Annotated in this window: 18 protein-coding genes and 1 riboswitch; of the genes, 13 read left to right on the top strand and 5 right to left on the bottom strand. The window is 67.0% G+C overall.

Annotated elements, in window-relative coordinates:
• Positions 1-79 precede the first annotated feature (79 nt).
• Complete coding sequence (locus MRBLMD1_RS04540; RefSeq protein ID WP_159631616.1) at positions 80-1,150, bottom strand: hemolysin family protein; 1,071 nt, start codon at positions 1,148-1,150, stop codon at positions 80-82.
• Positions 1,147-2,481 carry a hemolysin family protein gene (locus tag MRBLMD1_RS04535; protein WP_159631615.1) on the bottom strand — a complete coding sequence of 445 codons (1,335 nt, stop codon included), beginning with the start codon at positions 2,479-2,481 and terminating at the stop codon, positions 1,147-1,149. Before MRBLMD1_RS04535 ends, MRBLMD1_RS04540 begins: the two co-directional genes overlap by 4 nt.
• A 559-nt stretch (positions 2,482-3,040) precedes the next feature.
• On the opposite strand from MRBLMD1_RS04535, the gene MRBLMD1_RS04530 reads away from it, so the two are divergent.
• The 5 genes from MRBLMD1_RS04530 (at position 3,041) to MRBLMD1_RS21980 (ending at position 9,340) form a co-directional block, all read left to right on the top strand.
• Positions 3,041-6,853, top strand: coding sequence for a multifunctional oxoglutarate decarboxylase/oxoglutarate dehydrogenase thiamine pyrophosphate-binding subunit/dihydrolipoyllysine-residue succinyltransferase subunit (locus tag MRBLMD1_RS04530; protein ID WP_275181244.1), 3,813 nt, complete (start codon positions 3,041-3,043; stop codon positions 6,851-6,853).
• 156 nt (positions 6,854-7,009) lie between these two features.
• On the top strand, positions 7,010-7,609 hold the full coding sequence (locus MRBLMD1_RS04525; RefSeq protein ID WP_364397772.1) for a GDSL-type esterase/lipase family protein: 600 nt from the start codon (positions 7,010-7,012) through the stop codon (positions 7,607-7,609).
• Positions 7,610-7,694: 85 nt separating this feature from the next.
• Entirely contained in the window at positions 7,695-8,534 is an 840-nt protein-coding gene (locus tag MRBLMD1_RS04520; protein ID WP_364397770.1) for a DUF4097 family beta strand repeat-containing protein, read from the top strand.
• Positions 8,534-9,148 (top strand): PadR family transcriptional regulator, encoded by a 615-nt coding sequence (locus tag MRBLMD1_RS04515; RefSeq protein WP_364397768.1) that lies wholly within the window; start codon positions 8,534-8,536, stop codon positions 9,146-9,148. The genes MRBLMD1_RS04520 and MRBLMD1_RS04515 overlap by 1 nt, the downstream gene beginning before the upstream one ends.
• A 117-nt stretch (positions 9,149-9,265) precedes the next feature.
• Positions 9,266-9,340, top strand: a complete 75-nt coding sequence (locus MRBLMD1_RS21980; protein WP_369299106.1) for a 50S ribosomal protein bL37 — start codon at positions 9,266-9,268, stop codon at positions 9,338-9,340.
• 104 nt (positions 9,341-9,444) lie between these two features.
• On the opposite strand, the gene rsrA is transcribed toward MRBLMD1_RS21980, so the two are convergent.
• Entirely contained in the window at positions 9,445-9,705 is a 261-nt protein-coding gene (gene rsrA / locus MRBLMD1_RS04510; RefSeq protein WP_056334975.1) for a mycothiol system anti-sigma-R factor, read from the bottom strand.
• Positions 9,702-10,514, bottom strand: coding sequence for a sigma-70 family RNA polymerase sigma factor (locus tag MRBLMD1_RS04505; protein WP_159635361.1), 813 nt, complete (start codon positions 10,512-10,514; stop codon positions 9,702-9,704). The genes rsrA and MRBLMD1_RS04505 overlap by 4 nt, the downstream gene beginning before the upstream one ends.
• 236 nt (positions 10,515-10,750) lie before the next feature.
• Between MRBLMD1_RS04505 and MRBLMD1_RS04500 the strand changes: the two genes are divergently transcribed.
• The 8 genes from MRBLMD1_RS04500 (at position 10,751) to MRBLMD1_RS04465 (ending at position 18,426) form a co-directional block, all read left to right on the top strand.
• Positions 10,751-11,299: a DoxX family protein gene (locus tag MRBLMD1_RS04500; RefSeq protein ID WP_159631612.1), complete on the top strand. Its 549-nt coding sequence runs from the start codon at positions 10,751-10,753 to the stop codon at positions 11,297-11,299.
• 6 nt (positions 11,300-11,305) lie between these two features.
• Positions 11,306-12,694: a 3-phosphoshikimate 1-carboxyvinyltransferase gene (gene aroA, locus MRBLMD1_RS04495; protein WP_364397765.1), complete on the top strand. Its 1,389-nt coding sequence runs from the start codon at positions 11,306-11,308 to the stop codon at positions 12,692-12,694.
• Positions 12,678-13,793 (top strand): ribosome small subunit-dependent GTPase A, encoded by a 1,116-nt coding sequence (gene rsgA / locus MRBLMD1_RS04490; RefSeq protein WP_364397763.1) that lies wholly within the window; start codon positions 12,678-12,680, stop codon positions 13,791-13,793. The genes aroA and rsgA overlap by 17 nt, the downstream gene beginning before the upstream one ends.
• A 44-nt stretch (positions 13,794-13,837) precedes the next feature.
• Positions 13,838-14,650, top strand: coding sequence for a histidinol-phosphatase (gene hisN, locus MRBLMD1_RS04485; RefSeq protein ID WP_159631609.1), 813 nt, complete (start codon positions 13,838-13,840; stop codon positions 14,648-14,650).
• A gap of 153 nt (positions 14,651-14,803) precedes the next feature.
• Positions 14,804-14,917: riboswitch (SAM riboswitch) on the top strand.
• Positions 14,918-14,953: 36 nt separating this feature from the next.
• On the top strand, positions 14,954-16,372 hold the full coding sequence (locus MRBLMD1_RS04480; protein ID WP_159631608.1) for an aminotransferase class V-fold PLP-dependent enzyme: 1,419 nt from the start codon (positions 14,954-14,956) through the stop codon (positions 16,370-16,372).
• A gap of 85 nt (positions 16,373-16,457) precedes the next feature.
• Positions 16,458-17,216 (top strand): class I SAM-dependent methyltransferase, encoded by a 759-nt coding sequence (locus MRBLMD1_RS04475; protein ID WP_159631607.1) that lies wholly within the window; start codon positions 16,458-16,460, stop codon positions 17,214-17,216.
• A 73-nt stretch (positions 17,217-17,289) separates the two neighbouring features.
• Positions 17,290-18,000, top strand: coding sequence for a metal-dependent transcriptional regulator (locus MRBLMD1_RS04470; RefSeq protein WP_159631606.1), 711 nt, complete (start codon positions 17,290-17,292; stop codon positions 17,998-18,000).
• Between the two features lie 48 nt (positions 18,001-18,048).
• Positions 18,049-18,426 carry a hypothetical protein gene (locus MRBLMD1_RS04465; protein WP_159631605.1) on the top strand — a complete coding sequence of 126 codons (378 nt, stop codon included), beginning with the start codon at positions 18,049-18,051 and terminating at the stop codon, positions 18,424-18,426.
• Positions 18,427-18,484: 58 nt separating this feature from the next.
• Here the strand turns inward: MRBLMD1_RS04465 and MRBLMD1_RS04460 are convergent, their stop codons facing one another.
• On the bottom strand, positions 18,485-19,468 hold the full coding sequence (locus MRBLMD1_RS04460) for a S1C family serine protease (RefSeq protein WP_159631604.1): 984 nt from the start codon (positions 19,466-19,468) through the stop codon (positions 18,485-18,487).
• Between the last annotated feature and the right edge of the window lie 9 nt (positions 19,469-19,477).

The raw sequence follows: 19,477 nt of genomic DNA, 5'->3' as shown, positions 1-19,477 counted from the left end.
CCTATTTAGGTGGACGCGCCGCTTTCCACGGCCCACCCCGGACGCGCCCCTGCGAACAGCCAGGGGCGCGTCCGGGGTCTCAGCTGCCGTTCGGCTGGCCCAGCCTGCGGATTCCTGTGGCCTGGGTTGCGTCCCTGATTTCGCCGACCAGCTGTTCGATGACGTCCTCGAGGAAGAGCACCCCGCGCGTAGTGCCGTCCGGGCCAATCACGCGCGCCAGGTGGGATCCGGTGCGCTGCATGACGGACATGGCCTTTTCGATCTCGTCACCCAGGGCCAGGTTTGCCAGTGACCGGACCCGGCTTTCGGCGATGGGCAGTTCATAAGCGGACTCCGGTATGGACAGCACGTCCTTTACATGGAGGTAGCCGTAGAGCATGTCCTCGTCGTCCAGCATGGGGAACCGGGAGAAACCAGTGCGGCTGACGGCTTTCTCGAACTCCACGGGGGTGGTGGATGCCCCCAGCATGACCAGGTTTCCGATCGGGACCATGATGTCCTCAGCCGTGTGCTCCGAAAACTCCAGCGCACCCGTAATGAGCCCGGCGTCGTCATCCACCAAGCCGTGGCGCGTGGACTCCTGCACAATCGACTGCACCTCCTCCAGGGTGAAGGAGGACGTGACCTCGTCCTTGGGCTCGATCCGCATCAGCTTGAGGATGTGGTTGGCGGACCAGTTGAGGACTGAGATCACCGGATGGACCAGCCGCGAGATGAACAGCAGCGGCGGGGCCAGGAACAGTGCTGCCTTGTCCGCCACGGACACCGAGATGTTCTTGGGCACCATCTCGCCGAATGTCACGTGCAGGAAGGTCACCAGCATCAGGGCCACAGCGAAGGCTGCCACGTCAGCCACTTCCGCCGGGAGGCCCACCGTCTCGATGGGGACCGCGAGCAGGTGGTGGATTGCCGGCTCGGCCACCAGCAGGATCAACAGCGAACAGACCGTGATGCCCAGCTGCGCACATGCCAGCATCAGGGAGACGTTTTCCATGGCGCGCAGGGTGGTGTGGGCGCGCTTTGAGCCGGCGTCCGCCAGGGGTTCAATCTGGCTGCGGCGCGCGGACATGATGGCGAACTCAGCGGCCACGAAGAAGGCGTTGCCCAGCAGGAGGACGCCCAGCCACAGTATTCCGGCCCAGTCACTCATGGCTTGCTCCTGTGGTTGGCGTCCTGCGCAGCCGGCTCCGCCGCGGGGTGGAAGCAGATACGGTCGATCCTGCGGCCGTCCATCCGGGTCACGCTGAGTGTCCCGCCATTGACCGGAACGGTGTCGCCCACGGCCGCGATCCTGCCGAGCTTGCTCATGACATAGCCGCCCACGGTTTCATAGGCCGCTTCATCCGGAACGCTCAGGCCGGGAATCTGCTCGGACAGCTCATCGGGACGGAGGAGCCCAGGGAAGTACCAGTCGCCGGAGGCGCTTTGCAGCAGCCCCGGCCGGACCTTGTCGTGCTCATCCGCCACCTCGCCCACGATTTCCTCCACCAGGTCTTCCAGGGTGGCAATGCCGGCGGTTCCGCCGTATTCATCCAGCACGACGGCCAGCTGAAGGTTTCCCTCCCGGAGCTCGGCCAGCAGGGCATCCAGGTGGATGGTTTCGGGCACGCGCAGCACCTCGGTCATGATGGCGCCCGCTTCGAGGTTCTGCCGGCGTTCCCACGGAACGGCCACGGCCTTCTTGACGTGCACCAGGCCACGGATGTCATCGGCCGAATCACCGATGACCGGGAAGCGTGAGTAGCCGGTCCTGCGTGCCGCATCCACGACGTCAGAGACCGGCTGGTCTGCGTCGATCGTCTCCAGCCTGATGCGCGGTGTCATCACGTCCGCCGCTGTCCTGGTGGAGAAGTTCAGGGTGCGGGCAATGAAGTTGGCAGTCCCGGCGTCAAGGGTTCCCATCGCAGCGGACCTGCGGACCAGCGAAGCGAGCTCCGCCGGCGTCCGGGCTCCCGAAATCTCCTCCTTGGCTTCCAGCCCAAAGACGTGCAGGACCTTGTTGGAAAATCCGTTGAGGACCAGGATGGCCGGCTTGAAGATGGTGGTGAAGACGAGCTGGGGGCCGGCCAGGGCGCGGCCCACGGGAAAAGCGAGTGCGATGGCCATGTTTTTCGGCACCAGCTCACCCAGGAGCATGGACAGCAGGGTCGCCACCACCATCGCCAGGACCAGGGACACGGACTCCACCGCCACGTCGGGAAGTCCGACGGCGCCCAGCGGCGCCTTGAGGAGGCGGCCCACCGAGGGTTCCATAACGTAACCGGTGAGCAAGGTGGTCAGCGTGATGCCGAGCTGGCAGCTGGACAGTTGCGTTGACAACGACTTGAGGCAGGTGAGCAAGGGCACCGCGCCCGTGTCGCCGTCGTCGATTGCTCGCTGGACGGTGGCCTGGTCCAGGGCGATGAGGGAGAACTCGACGGCCACGAAGAACCCGGTGCCGGCGATCAGCAGCAAGCCTGCTGCGAGGAGGAGCCACTCCATTCAGCATCCCGCCCGGAGCGCGGGCTGTGCCGGAAGGGTAGTCGGCCGTGGTGTGGAAAAGCTGTTTCGTCCCGGCGGAGGATGATCGGCGGATACCGACGCCTGGTCCGTGCGGGTTGCGGCAAGCTGGGCCGTGGGCTGGTGATGGGCGCGTTGTCGGGGTTTGCCGGCTCTGGGGGCGGACTGCGCGGCGCTGCTCTTCGAGCTCCGCTGACAGCGCCCAGGCCGGCACCTAGATTTACTGTCCATAAGAATTTCAGTCTACAGGAGCAGCCCCGCGCCGGACGCTCGGCCGGGCGGCCGGAAGTGGCCTGCTGGCCCGCCTGCGCGCCTGCCGCGCTGGGCTGATGACGGCCCCCGGCGGCAGGCCGGTGGCCGCCATATTCGGGCCCGGGTTCGTCACTTCATGATTTGAGTCACCCTTATTGGCAGTTAACACAGGATGCTCACTAGACTTGCAAAGGTCCGGGTTCAGAGGACGCAGAGACTGGTTCGAACGTAGTGCTGAAGCACCGGGGGGCCAAAGAGAAATCAAACTCATGGAAGAGGCGTATTTCAAGTGCCAGAGCAGCCAAGCCACCGTCTACCAGAGGAATTTGGCGGAAACGAGTGGCTCGTTGACGAACTGTACGAGCAGTACCAGCAGGACAAGAACGCCGTGGATGCCAAGTGGTGGCCCCTGTTCGAATCCTTCGACTCGGGCAACGGTTCTTCTTCCAACGGAAATTCCGCACAGGCCGCCAACCCTCCCACCCGGGAACTCCCCATCGTGAAGCAGGCTTCCGCAGCACCGGCACCGTCGCCGGCTGCCGCCCCCGCTGCGCCGGCCGCCGCCGCTGCCCCGGCGCCTGCCGCACCGGCAGCCCCCGCACCCGTCAAGAAGGCCCCGGCCACGGAAGCCCGCGACGGCGGCAAGAAGACCGAGGCCGGCACCGGCTCGCAGCCCATCCCGGCGCAGCTGCCCAAGAACGTCAAGGCACCCACCGCACCCGAGGAAGACGTCGTCTCCGTCCTCCGCGGACCGGCGAAGGCCATCGCCACCAACATGGTCACCAGCCTCCAGGTGCCCACTGCCACCAGCGTCCGTGCCATTCCGGCCAAGCTGCTCATCGACAACCGTGTGGTCATCAACTCAAACCTGGCCCGCGCACGCGGCGGCAAGGTTTCCTTCACGCACCTCATCGGCTACGCCGTGATCCGCGCCCTGTCCCAGTTCCCCTCCATGAACGTGTACTACGACGAGGTAGACGGCAAGCCCGTTGCCGTCCAGCCGGCGCACGTCAACTTCGGCATCGCCATCGACATGCCCAAGCCCGACGGCACCCGGCTGCTCATGGTCCCGAACATCAAGAAGGCCGAGACCCTCAACTTCGCCGAGTTCTGGCACACGTACGAGGACCTGATCAAGCGGGCCCGCAACGGCAAGCTCACCGCCGAGGACCACCAGGGCACCACCGTGTCCCTGACCAACCCCGGCGGCATTGGCACCGTCCACTCGGTGCCCCGCCTTTCCAAGGGCCAGGCCGCCATCATCGGCGTCGGCGCCCTTGACTACCCCGCAGAGTTCCAGGGCGCCAGCGAGAAGATCATCGCCCAGAACGCCATCAGCAAGGTCCTCACCCTGACCTCGACGTACGACCACCGCGTCATCCAGGGCGCCGGCAGCGGCGAGTTCCTCAAGCTGGTCCACCAGCTGCTGCTGGGCGCGCAGAATTTCTACGACGAGATCTTCGAAGCCCTGCGCATCCCGTACGAGCCCGTCCGCTGGAGCCCGGACCTGCAGGTGGACCCGGCCGACGAGATCAACAAGGTGGCCCGGATCCAGCAGTTGATCCACTCCTTCCGCGTCCGCGGCCACCTCATGGCGGACACCGACCCGCTGGAGTACGTCCAGCGCAAGCACCCGGACCTCGACGTCCTCACCTACGGCCTGACCCTTTGGGACCTGGACCGCGAATGGCCCACCGGCGGCTTCGGCGGCAAGCCGATGCTGAAGTTCCGCGACATCCTCGGCGTCCTGCGCGATGCCTACTGCCGCACCACGGGCATCGAGTACATGCACATCCAGGAGCCTGCCGAGCGCAAGTGGTTCCAGGACCAGCTGGAGCACGCCTACTCCAAGCCCAGCCGCGAGGAACAGCTGCGGATTGTCTCCAAGCTGAACGCCGCCGAGGCCTTTGAGACGTTCCTGCAGACTAAGTTCGTGGGCCAGAAGCGCTTCTCGCTGGAAGGCGGCGAGTCCCTGATCCCGCTGCTTGACGCCATCATGTCCGATGCCGCCGACGACGGCCTGGACGAGGTTGCGATCGGCATGGCCCACCGTGGCCGCCTCAACGTGCTGACGAACATCGCCGGCAAGACCTATGCCCAGGTGTTCCGTGAGTTTGAGGGCACCCAGGATCCGCGCTCCGTGCAGGGCTCCGGTGACGTCAAGTACCACCTGGGCACCGAAGGCACCTTCACCTCGGACAACGGCAAGGAGACCAAGGTCTACCTCGCCGCCAACCCGTCGCACCTGGAAGCCGTGGACTCCGTCCTCGAAGGCATCGTCCGGGCCAAGCAGGACCGGCTGGACCAGGGCGAGTCGTTCCCTGTCCTGCCCATCATGGTCCACGGCGACGCGGCCTTCGCCGGCCAGGGCGTGGTGGCTGAAACGCTGAACCTGTCCCAGCTCCGGGGTTACCGCACCGGTGGAACCATCCACATCGTGGTCAACAACCAGGTGGGCTTCACCACCGCACCGTCGTCGTCGCGCTCGTCCACCTACTCCACGGACGTTGCCAAGATGATCCAGGCGCCGGTGTTCCACGTGAACGGCGACGACCCCGAGGCTGTTGTCCGCATCGGCCAGCTGGCCTACGAGTTCCGGCAGCGTTTCCACAAGGACGTTGTGATCGACATGGTGTGCTACCGCCGCCGGGGCCACAACGAGGGCGATGACCCCTCGATGACCCAGCCGCTGATGTACAACCTCATCGAAGCCAAGCGCTCCGTCCGCAAGCTGTACACCGAGTCACTCATCGGCCGCGGCGACATCACCGAGGAAGAAGCCGAGCAGCTGCTCCGCGACTACCAGGAACGGCTGGAACGGGTCTTTGCCGAGACCCACGCCGCCCAGACCTCGCCTATCCCGATCGTGACCGCCGACTCCGCTGCCGTGTCCGACATCGAACGGCCCAAGGCACAGCAGTCCGATTCCAGCGTCAGCGCACCGGCCTCCACGGCCATCAGCGCCGAAACGCTGGCCCGGATCGGCAAGGCACACGTCGAGATCCCGGACGGCTTCACGGTCCACCCCAAGCTGAAGCAGCTTCTGGAGAAGCGCGAACAGATGTCCCGCGAGGGTGGCATCGACTGGGGCTTCGGCGAGATTGCAGCCTTCGGCTCGCTGATCATGGAGGGCGTCCCCGTACGCCTGGCCGGGCAGGACTCGCGCCGCGGCACCTTCGTGCAGCGCCACGCCGTCTTCCACGACCGTGCCAACGGCAAGGAATGGCTGCCCCTGGGCAACCTCTCCGATGACCAGGCCAAGCTGTGGATCTACGACTCCCTGCTGTCCGAATACGCTGCCATGGGCTTCGAGTACGGCTACTCCGTGGAACGCCCGGATGCCCTGGTCCTGTGGGAGGCCCAGTTCGGCGACTTCGTCAACGGCGCGCAGACCATCATCGACGAATTCATCTCGTCCGCCGAGCAGAAGTGGGGCCAGCGCTCCTCGCTGGTCCTGATGCTTCCGCACGGCTACGAGGGACAGGGCCCGGACCACTCCTCCGCCAGGATCGAGCGGTTCCTGCAGCTGTGTGCCGAGGACAACATGATCGTGGCCAACCCCACCACGGCGGCCTCGCACTTCCACCTGCTGCGCCGCCAGGCGTACAGCCGCCCGCGCAAGCCGCTGATCATCTTCACGCCCAAGCAGCTCCTGCGCCTGAAGGCTGCCGCGTCGTCCGTCGAGGACTTCACCAACGGCACGTTCCGCCCCGTCATCGGTGACCACGAGCAGCTGCCGGCCACCGCCGTCGAACGCGTGCTCCTGGTGTCCGGCCGCCTGTACTACGATCTCCTGTCCACCCGGCAGAAGACCGGCGACAAGACCACCGCCATCATCCGCGTGGAGCAGCTCTACCCGCTGCCGCACGCCGAGATCGAGGCGGAACTCGCCAAGTACCCCAACGCCGAAGTGGTGTGGGCGCAGGACGAGCCTGCCAACCAGGGGCCGTGGCCGTTCATGGGCCTGCACCTGCCGGAGGCCCTCGACCGCCGCGTCCGCCTGGTGTCCCGCCCGGCATCGGCCTCCACGGCCGCCGGTTCCATGAAACGGCACGCTGCGGAGCAGGATGTGCTGCTGAAGCAGGCATTTGCACGGAAGTAAGCAGTGAGGCTGCCCGGCCGGAGTCGAAATACCCGACTCCGGCCGGGCAGTTCTGTTTAATGGATTGACAGCGCCTCCCCGCGCCGCCGCAGCAGCGGCGGCAACGATGGCAGCGGCCGTATCGAAGTAAACCCGTACCGAAGTAAAGAGGAACGCGTGGAAGACAGGAAGCTGCGGATCGCGGCTGTAGGAGACGAACTGCTGGCCGGACTGGGCGATCCCCGGGCACTTGGCTGGCTGGGCCGCGTCCTGGGCCGCACTCCCCAGGACGGCATGCTGCTCGAAAGCTATGCCCTCCCCTGCCCGCAGGAAGGTACGGAAGGCCTCGCTGCGCGCTGGCTGGATGAAGCCGGCAGGCGATTCAGCCCCCAGGCGGAGAACCGGCTGGTCATCGGCCTTTCGGGCCGCGACATCGAGTTCGGCCTCTCCACTGCACGGAGCCGGCTGAACCTGGCCAATATCCTGGACTCGGCTTCCCAGAACCGGATCGAAGTATTCGTCGTGGGGCCACCCCCCACCCTGGACCCCGCCCAGAACCGCCGGCTGGACGAACTCAATACCGCTTTCGCGGATGTGACCACCCGCCGCAAGCACCTCTACGTCGACACGTTCTCGCCCCTGCTGAACCACGAACAGTGGCGCCAGGACCTCGCCGCAAACGGCGGAACCCCAGGCCAGGCCGGGTATGGCCTCATGGCATGGCTGGTGCTGCACCGCGGCTGGTTCCAGTGGCTGGGCATGGACGCGCCCCAGTAGCGCCGTTCGAGATATATCTTGACCCCGCCACCGGGCGGCGATACGTTGGAGCAACAACGCGATATATCGCCTTTTGGAGGGGACCATGGCCGGAGAAAACTGGACTGTCGCCAGCCCGCAGACCATCGACGTGGACGCCGTGACGTCCGTGAAACTCGGCATGGTCGGGGGCAGGTTTGAGATCATCGAGCACGACGCGCCCGCAGTTCGCCTGGAATTCTCCGAGGTCCACGGCGACCCCGTGGCGGTGTCCCTGAACGGCGGCAGGCTGGAAGTCCGGCATCAACTGCACGGTGCGCAGGGCTGGTTCAAGAACCTCATGGAGACCGTCAACCACACCAGCGACAACTCTGCCGTCATCACCGTCGCCGTTCCCCGCGGAGTGGAGGTGGAAGCCGGAACCGTGAGGGGGGATGGAACCGTCTCAGGTATTGCCGCCCATGTCCGGCTCAACACCGTGGCGGGTTCCGTCACTGCGGACAGCACCTCCGGCGAACTGCAGGTCAACACGGTCAGCGGCAGCGTGGCCGTCAGGAACCACCGGGGTGTCCTTACCGCCAAAAGCATCTCCGGTGAAGTCACTGCGTCCGGCCACTTCAGCCATGTACGCACCAACACCGTCAGCGGACACCTCAGCTTCGAGCTGCTCGATTACACGCAGGATTTTGGCTCCAACTCCGTCTCGGGAGACCTCACCATCAGCCTGCCCGCTGACGTGGGCGTCGACATCGTCGCCAAGTCCGCCGGCGGGGCGGTGATCCTGGACGGCCACCAGTGCCTCCTTACGAACGGCAAGGTGGAGACGATTGCCGGGCCCGATGGGCAGCTGATGCTTGTCCGGACCAACTCGGTGTCCGGCAAAACCTCCATATCGCACGCACCGGCACCGGCGCCCGTCGACTCCCTTGGGGAAGCTGAACGCTGATGCCTCCCGTCTTCGCACACGGTGCGTTGCGCCTCTATCTCCTCTCCCTGCTCGAAAGCGGCCCCAAGCACGGCTACGAGCTCATCAAGGCGCTCAAGGACCGTTTCGGCGGGACGTATTCACCGAGTGCGGGAACCGTCTACCCCAGGCTGGGCAAGCTCGAAGAGGACGGACTGGTGTCCACCGAGCCGGCGGGACGGCGCACCAACTACCGCATCACAGCCGCCGGCCTTGCTGAACTGAACCGGCGCCGCGAGGACCTGGCGGGCGTTGAGAATGACATCGCGGCCTCGGTGCAACGGCTTTCCGGAACCCTCAGGGAGGACATCCGCAGCAGCATGCGGGGGTTCCGGAGCGACCTTGCGGCAACGGCGGAGGCAGCCCGTGCCGCGGCTGCCTCGGCCACCACTCCGCCTGGAAGCGGCCAGCCGCAGGCGCGCAGGGGGCAGCCGCTCAGGGAGGCAGAACTGCTGCTGCAGGATTTCCGCGACGAGCTCCGCGCGGACCTGCGGCGCCAGGCCATGCACCGGCCCATCAGCCCCGTGACGCTGGAGACGGTCAGGACGGCCCTGGACGACGCCCGTGCGGCCATCCGCGGCACCCTCCAGCCCTAGCACCCCGCCACGCAGCCCTGCCGCAGGTCATCCGCCGTTTCCCGGTTCGCGGGGCGCCAGATCATGTGGGAGACTTGAGGGCAGCTCTTTTGAGTACCAACAGTAAGGAGGCCAGCTATGAGCAAGCGTGCACGCAAGCGTCGTGACCGTAAGCGTGGCGGCGCGAACCACGGGAAGCGCCCCAACACCTAGGCAAATGCCAGGGACTACGGTTCAAGTGAAGGACCCCGCAAGCCACTCGGCTTACGGGGTCCTTTGCTGTCTTCGGCCCTGATGGGCGTTACCGCGTCCGGTACCTACGCCTCCACGGGACGGATCGCGTGGATCCGGTCCAGGATGGCGTTCTTGAGGTTGTCCGGTGCGGACTCGGTGCAGGACCGCTTGACCATGTTGCGGATGACGCACTCGAGGTCATACTGCTCCGTGCATTCGGGGCAGTCATCAAGGTGGTTCTTGATTTCCGTAATATCCTCGCGGGTCAGTGCCCCGTCAAGGTACTCGTAGATGCGTTGCATCCGGGTATCGTCGCAGTCGCCCAATCCCTGGCAGTCGCTCATTTCCTGTTCTCCTGTGCTTTGCTTCCTGCCGCATCCGACGCATCCGCGGCCGTTTTGAATCCCCGCTCGGCGGCGTATTCCGCGAGCATGTCCCGCAACATTCGCCGGCCGCGGTGGAGCCGGGACATCACGGTGCCGATGGGCGTGTTCATGATGTCTGAAATTTCCTTGTAGGCGAAGCCCTCCACGTCCGCGAAGTAGACCGCCAGGCGGAACTCTTCCGGAATGTCCTGCAGCGCCCTCTTGACGTCGGAATCCGGAAGGTGGTCCAGGGCTTCAGCCTCGGCCGAACGCAGTCCGCTGGACGTGTGCGATTCCGCCCGGGCCAGCTGCCAGTCCTCGATGCTGTCCGAGTTGGACTGCAGGGGCTCACGCTGCCGCTTGCGGTACAGGTTGATGTACGTGTTGGTCAGGATCCGGTAGAGCCACGCCTTAAGGTTGGTGCCCGGCTTGTACTGGTGGAAAGCCGAGAAAGCCTTGGTGTAGGCCTCCTGGACCAGGTCCTCCGCGTCCGACGGGTTCCGGGCCATACGCATCGCCGCTGAGTACAGCTGGTCGACATACTGCATGGCGTCCCGCTCAAAACGAAGGCGGCGTTGTTCCACGCTTTCCGTGGCAACGTCCACGGTGCTGTCTTCAGCGTCCGCGTCAACGGCCGGCGGACCGGCATCCGCCGGCCCTGCGGCCAGGGGTGACGTTCCTTCCCTGCCGTTCGCTTCGCCGGGAGAAGCCTCATACATGGCCGCGACGGCCGGATCCAGGGTGCTCATTGCCTTCAAGTCTACTGTCAGCCGCCCTGCCGGGGGCATGCCGTACCCGGGCGGCTCGGTGGCCAGCTTGTCCACTGCCACCGGTCCCGCCTGTCTGGTCCCGTCCAACACCTTCCGCAAGGCCCAACTCCGCTCTGTATCGGGTGATTGATCGCCGGGCCCATCCTTCAGACCCGACAGCCATAACCGTCTCCCGCGGGCAAATATTCCCCAAAAGTGCAAGACTAGGACCGACTCCGCCGCTCGCCGCGGTCCGTCCATCCAGGAGGAAATCCATGTCCTTTGTCCGCACGCTCGCCAGGCCCATGCTCGCCTCCAGTTTCGTTCTTGCCGGACTGGACAAGCTCAAGAACTCCGACGACACTGCACAGCAGCTCTCACCCCTGCTGCGCAAGGCTGCGGCCTCGCTTCCCTTCCAGACGAACGAGAAGACCCTGGCCCGCGTCATCGGCGGAACCCAGGTGGGAGCCGGTGTCCTGTTCGGCCTTGGCAAGTTCTCCCGGCTCTCGGCCGGCCTGCTCACCGTGGTTTCCCTCCTGAACACCTTCGTTGAGTGGCGCAGCGCGGACATCAGCAGCAAGGAAGGGCGCGAAGGCCGCAGGAACCAACTGCTCAAGAACCTCTCCCTCAGTGGCGGCGCCCTGCTCGCCTCCGTGGACACTGCAGGCAAGCCCGGCCTCGCCTGGCGCGCCGAACACCTGGCCGCCGACGCCCGCCGGAACGCTTCGCACCTGGCCGCCGACGCCCGCCGGACCACCACCAAGAAGCTGAACAAGGCGGACAAGGCCGTACGCCGCGCCGTCGAGCACGCCGCGGGAGCCTAAGCACGAATGACCGCAGCAGCTGCCACCCGGGACACCTCCGGAACACCCGTCCAGCACTGGGCCGCACCTTTCGCATCCCGGCCCGTCAACGCCACCGTGACCGTCCCCGGATCGAAGTCCCTGACCAACAGGTACCTGGTCCTCGCGGCCCTCGCGGACGGCCCGTCCCGGCTCCGGGCACCCCTGCACTCCAGGGACTCCGCACTCATGATCGAAGCGCTCAGGCAGCTCGGCGCCACCATCACCGAAGTGCCGGGGGACGGATCCTTTGGGCCTGACCTGGAGGTTGTTCCGCTCCCGGCGGCAGCCGCGCCGTCCGCCGCCAGGATCGACTGCGGCCTTGCCGGCACCGTCATGCGGTTCGTCCCGCCGCTCGCAGCGCTCCGCAACGGCGCCAGTGTTTTCGACGGCGACCCCCATGCCCGGAAGCGTCCCATGGGGACCATCATCGAAGCCCTCAAAGCCCTAGGCGTGGCTGTTTCCGCCGAAGACGGCGCCGCGCCGTCGTCGCTCCCGTTCGTGGTGGAAGGCACCGGCGCCGTCCGGGGCGGCCACCTGGTTATCGATGCCAGCGCCTCCTCGCAGTTCGTCTCCGCCCTCCTGCTGGTGGGAGCAAGGTTCGACGAGGGCCTGCACCTTGAGCACGTGGGGAAGCCGGTGCCGAGCCTGGACCACATCAACATGACGGTGGCCGTCCTGCGCGGCGCCGGCGTGTCAGTGGACGATTCCGTCCCCAACCATTGGGTGGTGGCACCGGGACCCATCCACGCCTTCGACCAAAGGATTGAACAGGACCTCTCCAACGCCGGGCCCTTCCTGGCGGCGGCCCTGGCCTCACGGGGTACGGTCCGCATCCCCAACTGGCCCTTGGAAACGCAGCAGGTGGGCGACCTCTGGCGCGGCATCCTGGCCCGGATGGGAGCCACCGTCACCTTGGCTGACGGCGTCCTGACCGTCACCGGCGGCCCGCAGATCAAGGGCGGTGACTTCGCTGACACCAGTGAGCTGGCTCCTACGGTCGCGGCCCTGTGCGCCCTTGCCACGGGGCCTTCCCGGCTCAGCGGGATCGCACACCTCAGGGGACATGAGACCGACCGGCTGGCGGCCCTGGTCGCGGAAATCAACCGGCTCGGCGGCGACGCCGAGGAAACCAGCGACGGCCTGGTCATCCGGCCCGCCCGGCTGCACGCCGGCGTCGTCCACAGCTACGCCGACCACCGCATGGCCACTGCCGGGGCAATCCTGGGCCTCGCGGTGGACGGCGTCCAGGTGGAGGACGTCGCCACCACAGCCAAGACCATGCCCGACTTTCCGCAGCTGTGGGCAAACATGCTGGCCCAGGATGCCGCCGGGGCGCCGGGGCCGGAAGGGCGCGGCAGTGGCGCGGAGCACTGACTCCTGGGACGAATCGGACGTCCGGATCCGCCCCAGCAAGAAAGGCTCCCGGCCCCGCACCAAGGACCGGCCCAGCCATGACGATGCCGTCACCGGACGGATCATCACGGTGGACCGCGGCCGATACACGGCAGTAGTAGGCGAAGACTCGGACAACGAGCGCGTTGTCATCGCGGCGCGGGCCCGCGAACTGCGCCGCTCGCCCGTGGTTGCCGGCGACTTCGTCTCGCTCGTGGGGGACGTGTCCGGGGCACCGGACACACTTGCCCGCCTGGTGAAGATCCAGGACCGCCACACCCTCCTGCGCCGCAGCGCCGACGACACCGACCCCGTCGAGCGCGCCGTGGTGGCCAACGCCGACCAACTGGTGATTGTGGTGGCGGCCGCCAACCCGGAACCACGCACCGGGTTCATCGACCGCGCCCTGGTGGCTGCCTATGACGCCGGGATCGAGCCGATCCTGCTGGTCACCAAGGCCGACGTGAAAGACCCCGCGGAGCTGCTGTCCAACTACACCCACCTGGACTTCCCTGTGATCATCAGCCGGACCGCCGATGCACAGGCCTCCGGGATCGATGCACGGTCGGACGACGGCCTCTCCGCCCGGCTGGACAGCGCGGCGGTGGCCGACCTCCGCGCCCATCTCGACGGCAAGGTCACCGTGATGCTGGGGCACTCCGGCGTGGGCAAGTCCACCATGGTGAATGCGCTGACCGGCGCCGAGCGGGCCACGGGCGGAGTGAACGCGGTCACGGGGCGCGGCCGCCACACGTCGTCGTCGGCCCTGGCCCTGCGCCTGGCGGACGCGCCGGCCGGCAGCTGGATCATTGACACCCCCGGTATCCGTTCCTTCGGACTGGCACACGTGGACCCGGACCGGATCCTGCGCTCCTTCCCCGACCTGTCCCCCGGCATCGAAAACTGTGAACGCGGGTGCAAGCACACTGCAAACGCGGTGAACTGCGGCCTCGACGACTGGGTGGCAGGCGGCAACGCAGGTCCCACCGGCCCGGCACGCCTGGCATCGCTCCGGCGGCTGCTCGGCACGGACCCGCGCATGGACGCACAGGAAACCAAAGAGCTCGGCAGCGTCAACTGACGCGTTCTCCCGGCAGAAGCGTCCACAGACGGTAGTTTGTAACCATGATCCAACCCGCTTCGAGCTACAACGATGACCTGCGCCTGGCCCATGTCCTGGCCGACTCCGTGGATGACCAGACCATGAGCCGCTTCAAGGCCCTGGACCTCCACGTTGAGACCAAGCCGGACCTGACGCCCGTCACCGACGCCGACAAGGCAGCGGAGGAAGCCATCCGCGGCCAGCTCTCCCGCTCCCGGCCCCGCGATGCCGTCCTGGGTGAGGAGTTCGGCAGCACCGGGCACGGTTCACGGCGCTGGATCATCGATCCCATTGACGGGACCAAGAACTTTGTCCGGGGCGTCCCGGTCTGGGCCACGCTGATCGCCCTGGTGGATGAAGGCGAGCCTGTGGTGGGCGTGGTCAGCGCCCCGGCCCTCGGCAAGCGCTGGTGGGCGGCAAAGGGCATGGGCGCGTACATGGGCCGGTCCCTGGCAGCTGCCACCCGGCTGCGCGTCTCCGACGTGTCCAGCCTCTCCGACGCCTCCCTCTCCTACTCCAGCCTGAGCGGCTGGAAGGAACGCGGCAACCTCGACGAGTTCCTCGGGCTGACCGAAGACGTCTGGCGGACCCGGGCCTACGGCGATTTCTGGTCGTACTGCATGGTGGCAGAGGGCTCGGTGGACATCGCCTGCGAACCGGAGCTCAACCTCTACGACATGGCTGCGCTGGTGCCGATCGTGGTTGAGGCGGGCGGCCGGTTCACTTCCCTCGAAGGCGAGGACGGACCGTTCGGCGGGAACGCGCTGGCCACCAACTCGATCCTGCACTCAGAGGTGCTGCACCGCCTCAACCCGTACCTGGACGACCTGCTGTAACTGCCACGGTTTGGCCCCCTTAGGCGAATATTGCGACGCCGGACACCTCCAGACGGGGGTGTCCGGCGTCGTTTATTCGATATTGCGTAACAAAGCCCTTAACAATTGCCGCGGCTTCAATCCTGGCCGCCCCATGTCCTACGCTTTTATGCAGGTCACGAGTGCCAGCGCAAAACCCCGGTTTGCTGGCCGGCAACCCTCCATTCGCGGCGGGGTGCCCCGGGTGACGACCAGGCCGGTCCGGAGTGGATGCGGCAAGCGCGGATTCCCTATGCCGGAGTCCTGTATTCAAGTGAGGTCTCTGTGACAACTGCCACCGTCTCCCCCCAGCCCGCCATTGCCGAATCCGGCGCTCCCGGAGATCGCCACGCCGTTGCCGGCCGTCCCCTTGCTGCCGTCACCGGCGCGGAAATCCAGGCACCACTGATTTCCGGCGGCCACATCCGGTACGCGAACCTTGACTACGGCGCATCCGCTCCGGCGCTCTCCGTGGTCTCCGCCTACCTGAACGAGATCCTGCCGTACTACGCGAGCGTCCACCGCGGGGCCGGCTACGCGTCCCAGATCAGCACGTCCGTTTACGAGAACGCCCGCAGCATCGTCCGGGACTTCGTGGGCGGCCGGCCGGATGATTCGGTCATCTTCACCCGCAACACCACCGATTCGCTGAACCTCCTGGCCGGCTGCCTGCCTGCTACCGACGGCCGGCATGACGGCGAGGTCCTCTACCTGGACATCGAACACCATGCCAACCTCCTGCCGTGGCAGGGCGTTCCGCACCGCAGCATCGTTGCCGCCGACACCATCACCGGCACCCTGGACGCCGTCCGGACCGAGCTGGAGCAGGGCGGCGTCAGCCTGCTGGCCGTCACCGGCGCCTCCAACGTCACCGGCGAGATTCTTCCCATCCGGGCCCTGGCCGCGCTGGCCCACCAGCACGGCGCCCGGATCGTGGTGGACGCGGCCCAGCTCGCGCCGCACCGCAGGGTGGACATCAGCGCGGACGACGTCGACTACCTCGCCTTTTCCGGCCATAAGCTGTACGCGCCGTTCGGCGCGGGTGTCCTGGTGGGACGTCCCGACTGGCTGGACACCGGTGTCCCGCACCTCGCCGGCGGCGGGGCGGTCAAGGAAGCACGGCTCGACGGCGTCAGCTGGGCCACGGGCCCGGCCCGCCACGAGGGGGGCTCGCCGAACGTCCTCGGCGCCGCCACCCTGGCCCGCGCCACCCAGGTCATCGCCGAACTCGACCAGGACCGGTGGCACGCCCACGAATCCGCCATCCGTTCCTTCCTGGTGGAGGGCCTGCAGGACATCGACGGCGTCACCGTCCACCAGATCTTCAAGGACACCAACCCGGAAACGGACACCATCGGCGTGGTCAACTTCTCGGTCGAGGGCTACGACGCAGGGCTGGTGGCCGCCTACCTTTCCGCAGAGCATGGGGTGGGCCTGCGCGACGGCCGCTTCTGCGCCCATCCCCTGCTGAAGCGCCTGGGCCTGCCGTCCGGCTCCCTCCGGGCAAGTTTCGGCGTGGGTTCGCGGCTGGAAGACGCCAAACGCCTCCTCACCGGCATCCGGACGCTGCGCAGCAACGGACTGGGATGGGACTACGTGGTGGATGCGGGCCGCTGGGTGCCCGCCAATGATTTCCGCACCTACCCGCACTGGGCGCCCAATACCCCCGGGACGGCCGGCGCAGCCCCCTGCCTGGACGACTAGGCGGCGGGGCGGCGGCTGCCTGCTGATGCCGGGCATGCGGTAAATTCGAAGGACATCCGCAGGCAGCACCAGAAGGAGGCCACGCGTGGTTCGGGGTGGCCCCAGGCTTGATCACGGCCGGCGCACGGAGCTCGGGCAGAGCTTCCAAGACGGCGGCCGCCACTACCAGCGTGTCCGTCCCGGCTATCCTGCGGAATCTGCACGGTGGCTGGTACCGGCCGGAGCCCATGACGCCCTGGACGTCGGCGCGGGTACGGGAAAGTTCACCGCGTTGCTGCTGACCATGGGACTGGACGTCACCGCCGTCGACCCCTCTGCGGACATGCTCGCCCAGCTGAAGGCCCACTGCCCCGCCGCCACGGCTGCGCCGGGGACTGCCGAGGCGACAGGCCTTCCCGACGCTGCCTTCGACGTCGCGACCGTTGCCCAGGCGTGGCACTGGTGCGACCCCCTGCTGGCAAGCACCGAGCTGGCGCGCGTCTTGCGCCCGCACGGAACACTTGGCCTGGTCTGGAACCAGCTGGACACCTCCGTCCCCTGGGTGCACCGGCTCTCCCGGATCATGCACGCCGGCGATGTGTACCGGCCCGGCCACAAGCCCGTCGTCGGGCCCGAATTCCACGGACTCGAAGGTCACGTCACCCACTGGCAGGACAGGGTGACCACCGGGGACTTGATGGAGCTCACCAAGTCGCGCAGCTACTACCTTCGGGCCGGTGAGGCGACGCGGGCAAAAGTTCTGGCCAACCTGGACTGGTACCTGCACGAGCACCTGGCCCATGCCCCCGGCCAGGAACTTGACCTTCCCTACCTCACCCTGGCCTGGCGCGCCACCAAGGCATGACGCACGCGGTCTGCGGCGGGGTGGCCGAAGCGGCGCACGCTGCCGCACCGGCCAAACCGGTAGGCTTGGGCATGTGAAGACCAGCGCGCCCTCCTCCTCGATCGAGGACTACGTCAAGGTCATCTACTCATTCACCGAATGGCAGGACAAGCCCATCACGTCCTCCCAGCTGGCACAGCGGCTGGGAGTGGCAAATTCCTCGGTCTCGGAAATGGTCCGGAAGCTGAAGGACCAGGGCCTGGTGGACCACAAGCCCTACAGCGCCGTCACGCTGACCGAGGCCGGCCTGCGCCTGGCCCTGTCCATGGTCCGGCGCCACCGGCTCATCGAGACCTACCTCGTCCAGCGGCTCGGCTACAGCTGGGACGAGGTCCACGATGAAGCTGAACAGCTGGAGCATGCAGTGTCGGATACGTTCATCGAACGCGTTGCCGCCAAGCTCGGGGACCCTAAGCGGGACCCGCACGGCGACCCCATCCCCACCGCGGACGGCCAGGTCCTGATGCCGCGCGCCCACCTGCTCGCCGCGCTGGACCAGGGACACAGCGGCAAGATCACCAGGATCAGTGATGACAACCCCGAGCTCCTGCGGTACCTCGCCGCCCAGGACATCGACCTCGACGCCGAAGTCGAGGTGATGGGACGGCGGCCGTTTGGCGGCGCGCTGATGGTCCGGATCGCCGGTTCGGGCGGCACCCGCGACTACGACCTTGCTGACGAAATCGCCTCAGCGTTGTGGGTCTCCAGCGACACCCCGCACCCTGGCTGCGTCCTCGGCGGTTAAGCGGGCTGTCCTCTGCCGATTTGGCCGGCTCCCGTATGGTGGAAGGTGATGATCAGCAGACGCGACGCAGCAATAACCCTTGATGTTCCCCTTGAGATGGCACAGCGCCACGGCCTGCCGAAATGGATGTCGGAGGACGAGCTCCGCGGCATCATGGACAATCCCCCGCCCTGGCTGGTGCAGTCACGGGCCAACCGCACCGGCAAACGGCCCGTCTGGGTACACCTGGAATGCGCCGTCTGCGGGTACGAGGAAGCCGCCCGGCCCAAGAAGTGGTGGCCGGACTTCACCTACGTGGTGTGCGGGCACCACGCCCCTTCGGACGTTCCCGCCGTGCGCCCCGGCTGCGTCCGCAGCGAGTACGACGGCGTGGGGACGCGTTTCGTGGGCATCGCTGACGTGGAAGCGCCTCCGGTCAGCCAGTAGTCTTTCGTACTTCGCCTTCCGGACGTGCCCGCCCACGGTGCCGGGCCGCCGTCGACCCTTATCCAGCGCCGTTGGCCGTCATTTCCTCCGGAACAGCCGTCAGGTGAAGCTCGGCGCCGTCCCGCAGCACGGCCAGGTCGAGGGGGCGGCCGATGGCATCGGCGAACAGCAGGCGCTGCAGGCTCTCGGCGTTGCTGACGGGACGGCCGCGGGCTGTGACGATGACGTCCCCTGCCAACAGGCCTGCCTTGCCTGCGGGCGAACCGGGCAGAACCTCAACGACGCGGAGACCTTCGCGCAGTCCGGTGCGGATCACGGCGCTGGATCCGAGCTGCATCGGGGTGCTCACCAGGCCCAGGTACGCGCGGCGCACCCTCCCGTCTGACAGCAGAGCGGAGATGATCCTGCGTGTGGTGGCGTTGATCGGGATCGCCAGCCCCAATCCGGCTCCGGCCACGGCAGTGTTGATGCCCACGATCCTGGCGTGGGTGTCCGCCAGCGCACCGCCGGAGTTTCCGGGGTTCAGGGCCGCGTCTGTCTGGATGACGTCCTCGATGACCCGCCGGTTACCGCCCGACCAAACCGGAATGGCCCTGCCCAGGCCGCTGACCACCCCCGCGGTCACCGAACCGGCCAGTCCCAGCGGGTTTCCCACTGCGACCACCAGTTGGCCCACCCGGAGCGATTCCGCCGCGCCGAACTCTGCAGGCCGGATTCCGGGCCGCGAACCTTTCACCACGGCAAGGTCTGACAACGGGTCCGCGCCCACCAGTTCCAGCTCCATCCTGCTGCCGTCGCCAAAGACCGCGAAGCCTTGCCGGGTGCCGGCCACCACGTGGGAGTTTGTGAGCAGGTAGCCGTCCTCGGTGAAGAGGACCGCGGAGCCCGCGCCCACCCTGACCCGTCCGTTGCGGCGCTGCGCCGTCATTTCAATGGCTGCGACGTGGGGCGTGACTGCTGCCGCGACGCGCATCACCGTCTGCGAGTAGGAGTCCAGGACGTCGCCTGTATCCGCTGGCATGGGTTCCTGCGCCTGTTCCATGGCGCACCT

It is taken from the genome of Pseudarthrobacter sp. LMD1-1-1.1 (assembly GCF_040676255.1).
GTDB lineage: Bacteria > Actinomycetota > Actinomycetes > Actinomycetales > Micrococcaceae > Arthrobacter.
Note: the sequence above shows the minus strand (reverse complement) of the source record. Positions and strands in the feature narration are given on the sequence as shown.

Bases quoted from the DNA above. Each gene is read 5' to 3' on its own strand.
- MRBLMD1_RS04540 (WP_159631616.1), bottom strand. From the start codon at position 1,150: ATGAGTGACTGGGCCGGAATACTGTGGCTGGGCGTCCTCCTGCTGGGC.
- MRBLMD1_RS04535 (WP_159631615.1), bottom strand. From the start codon at position 2,481: ATGGAGTGGCTCCTCCTCGCAGCAGGCTTGCTGCTGATCGCCGGCACC.
- MRBLMD1_RS04520 (WP_364397770.1), top strand. From the start codon at position 7,695: ATGGCCGGAGAAAACTGGACTGTCGCCAGCCCGCAGACCATCGACGTG.
- MRBLMD1_RS04515 (WP_364397768.1), top strand. From the start codon at position 8,534: ATGCCTCCCGTCTTCGCACACGGTGCGTTGCGCCTCTATCTCCTCTCC.
- rsrA (WP_056334975.1), bottom strand. From the start codon at position 9,705: ATGAGCGACTGCCAGGGATTGGGCGACTGCGACGATACCCGGATGCAA.
- MRBLMD1_RS04505 (WP_159635361.1), bottom strand. From the start codon at position 10,514: ATGCCCCCGGCAGGGCGGCTGACAGTAGACTTGAAGGCAATGAGCACC.
- MRBLMD1_RS04500 (WP_159631612.1), top strand. From the start codon at position 10,751: ATGTCCTTTGTCCGCACGCTCGCCAGGCCCATGCTCGCCTCCAGTTTC.
- aroA (WP_364397765.1), top strand. From the start codon at position 11,306: ATGACCGCAGCAGCTGCCACCCGGGACACCTCCGGAACACCCGTCCAG.
- hisN (WP_159631609.1), top strand. From the start codon at position 13,838: ATGATCCAACCCGCTTCGAGCTACAACGATGACCTGCGCCTGGCCCAT.
- MRBLMD1_RS04465 (WP_159631605.1), top strand. From the start codon at position 18,049: ATGATCAGCAGACGCGACGCAGCAATAACCCTTGATGTTCCCCTTGAG.
- MRBLMD1_RS04460 (WP_159631604.1), bottom strand. From the start codon at position 19,468: ATGGAACAGGCGCAGGAACCCATGCCAGCGGATACAGGCGACGTCCTG.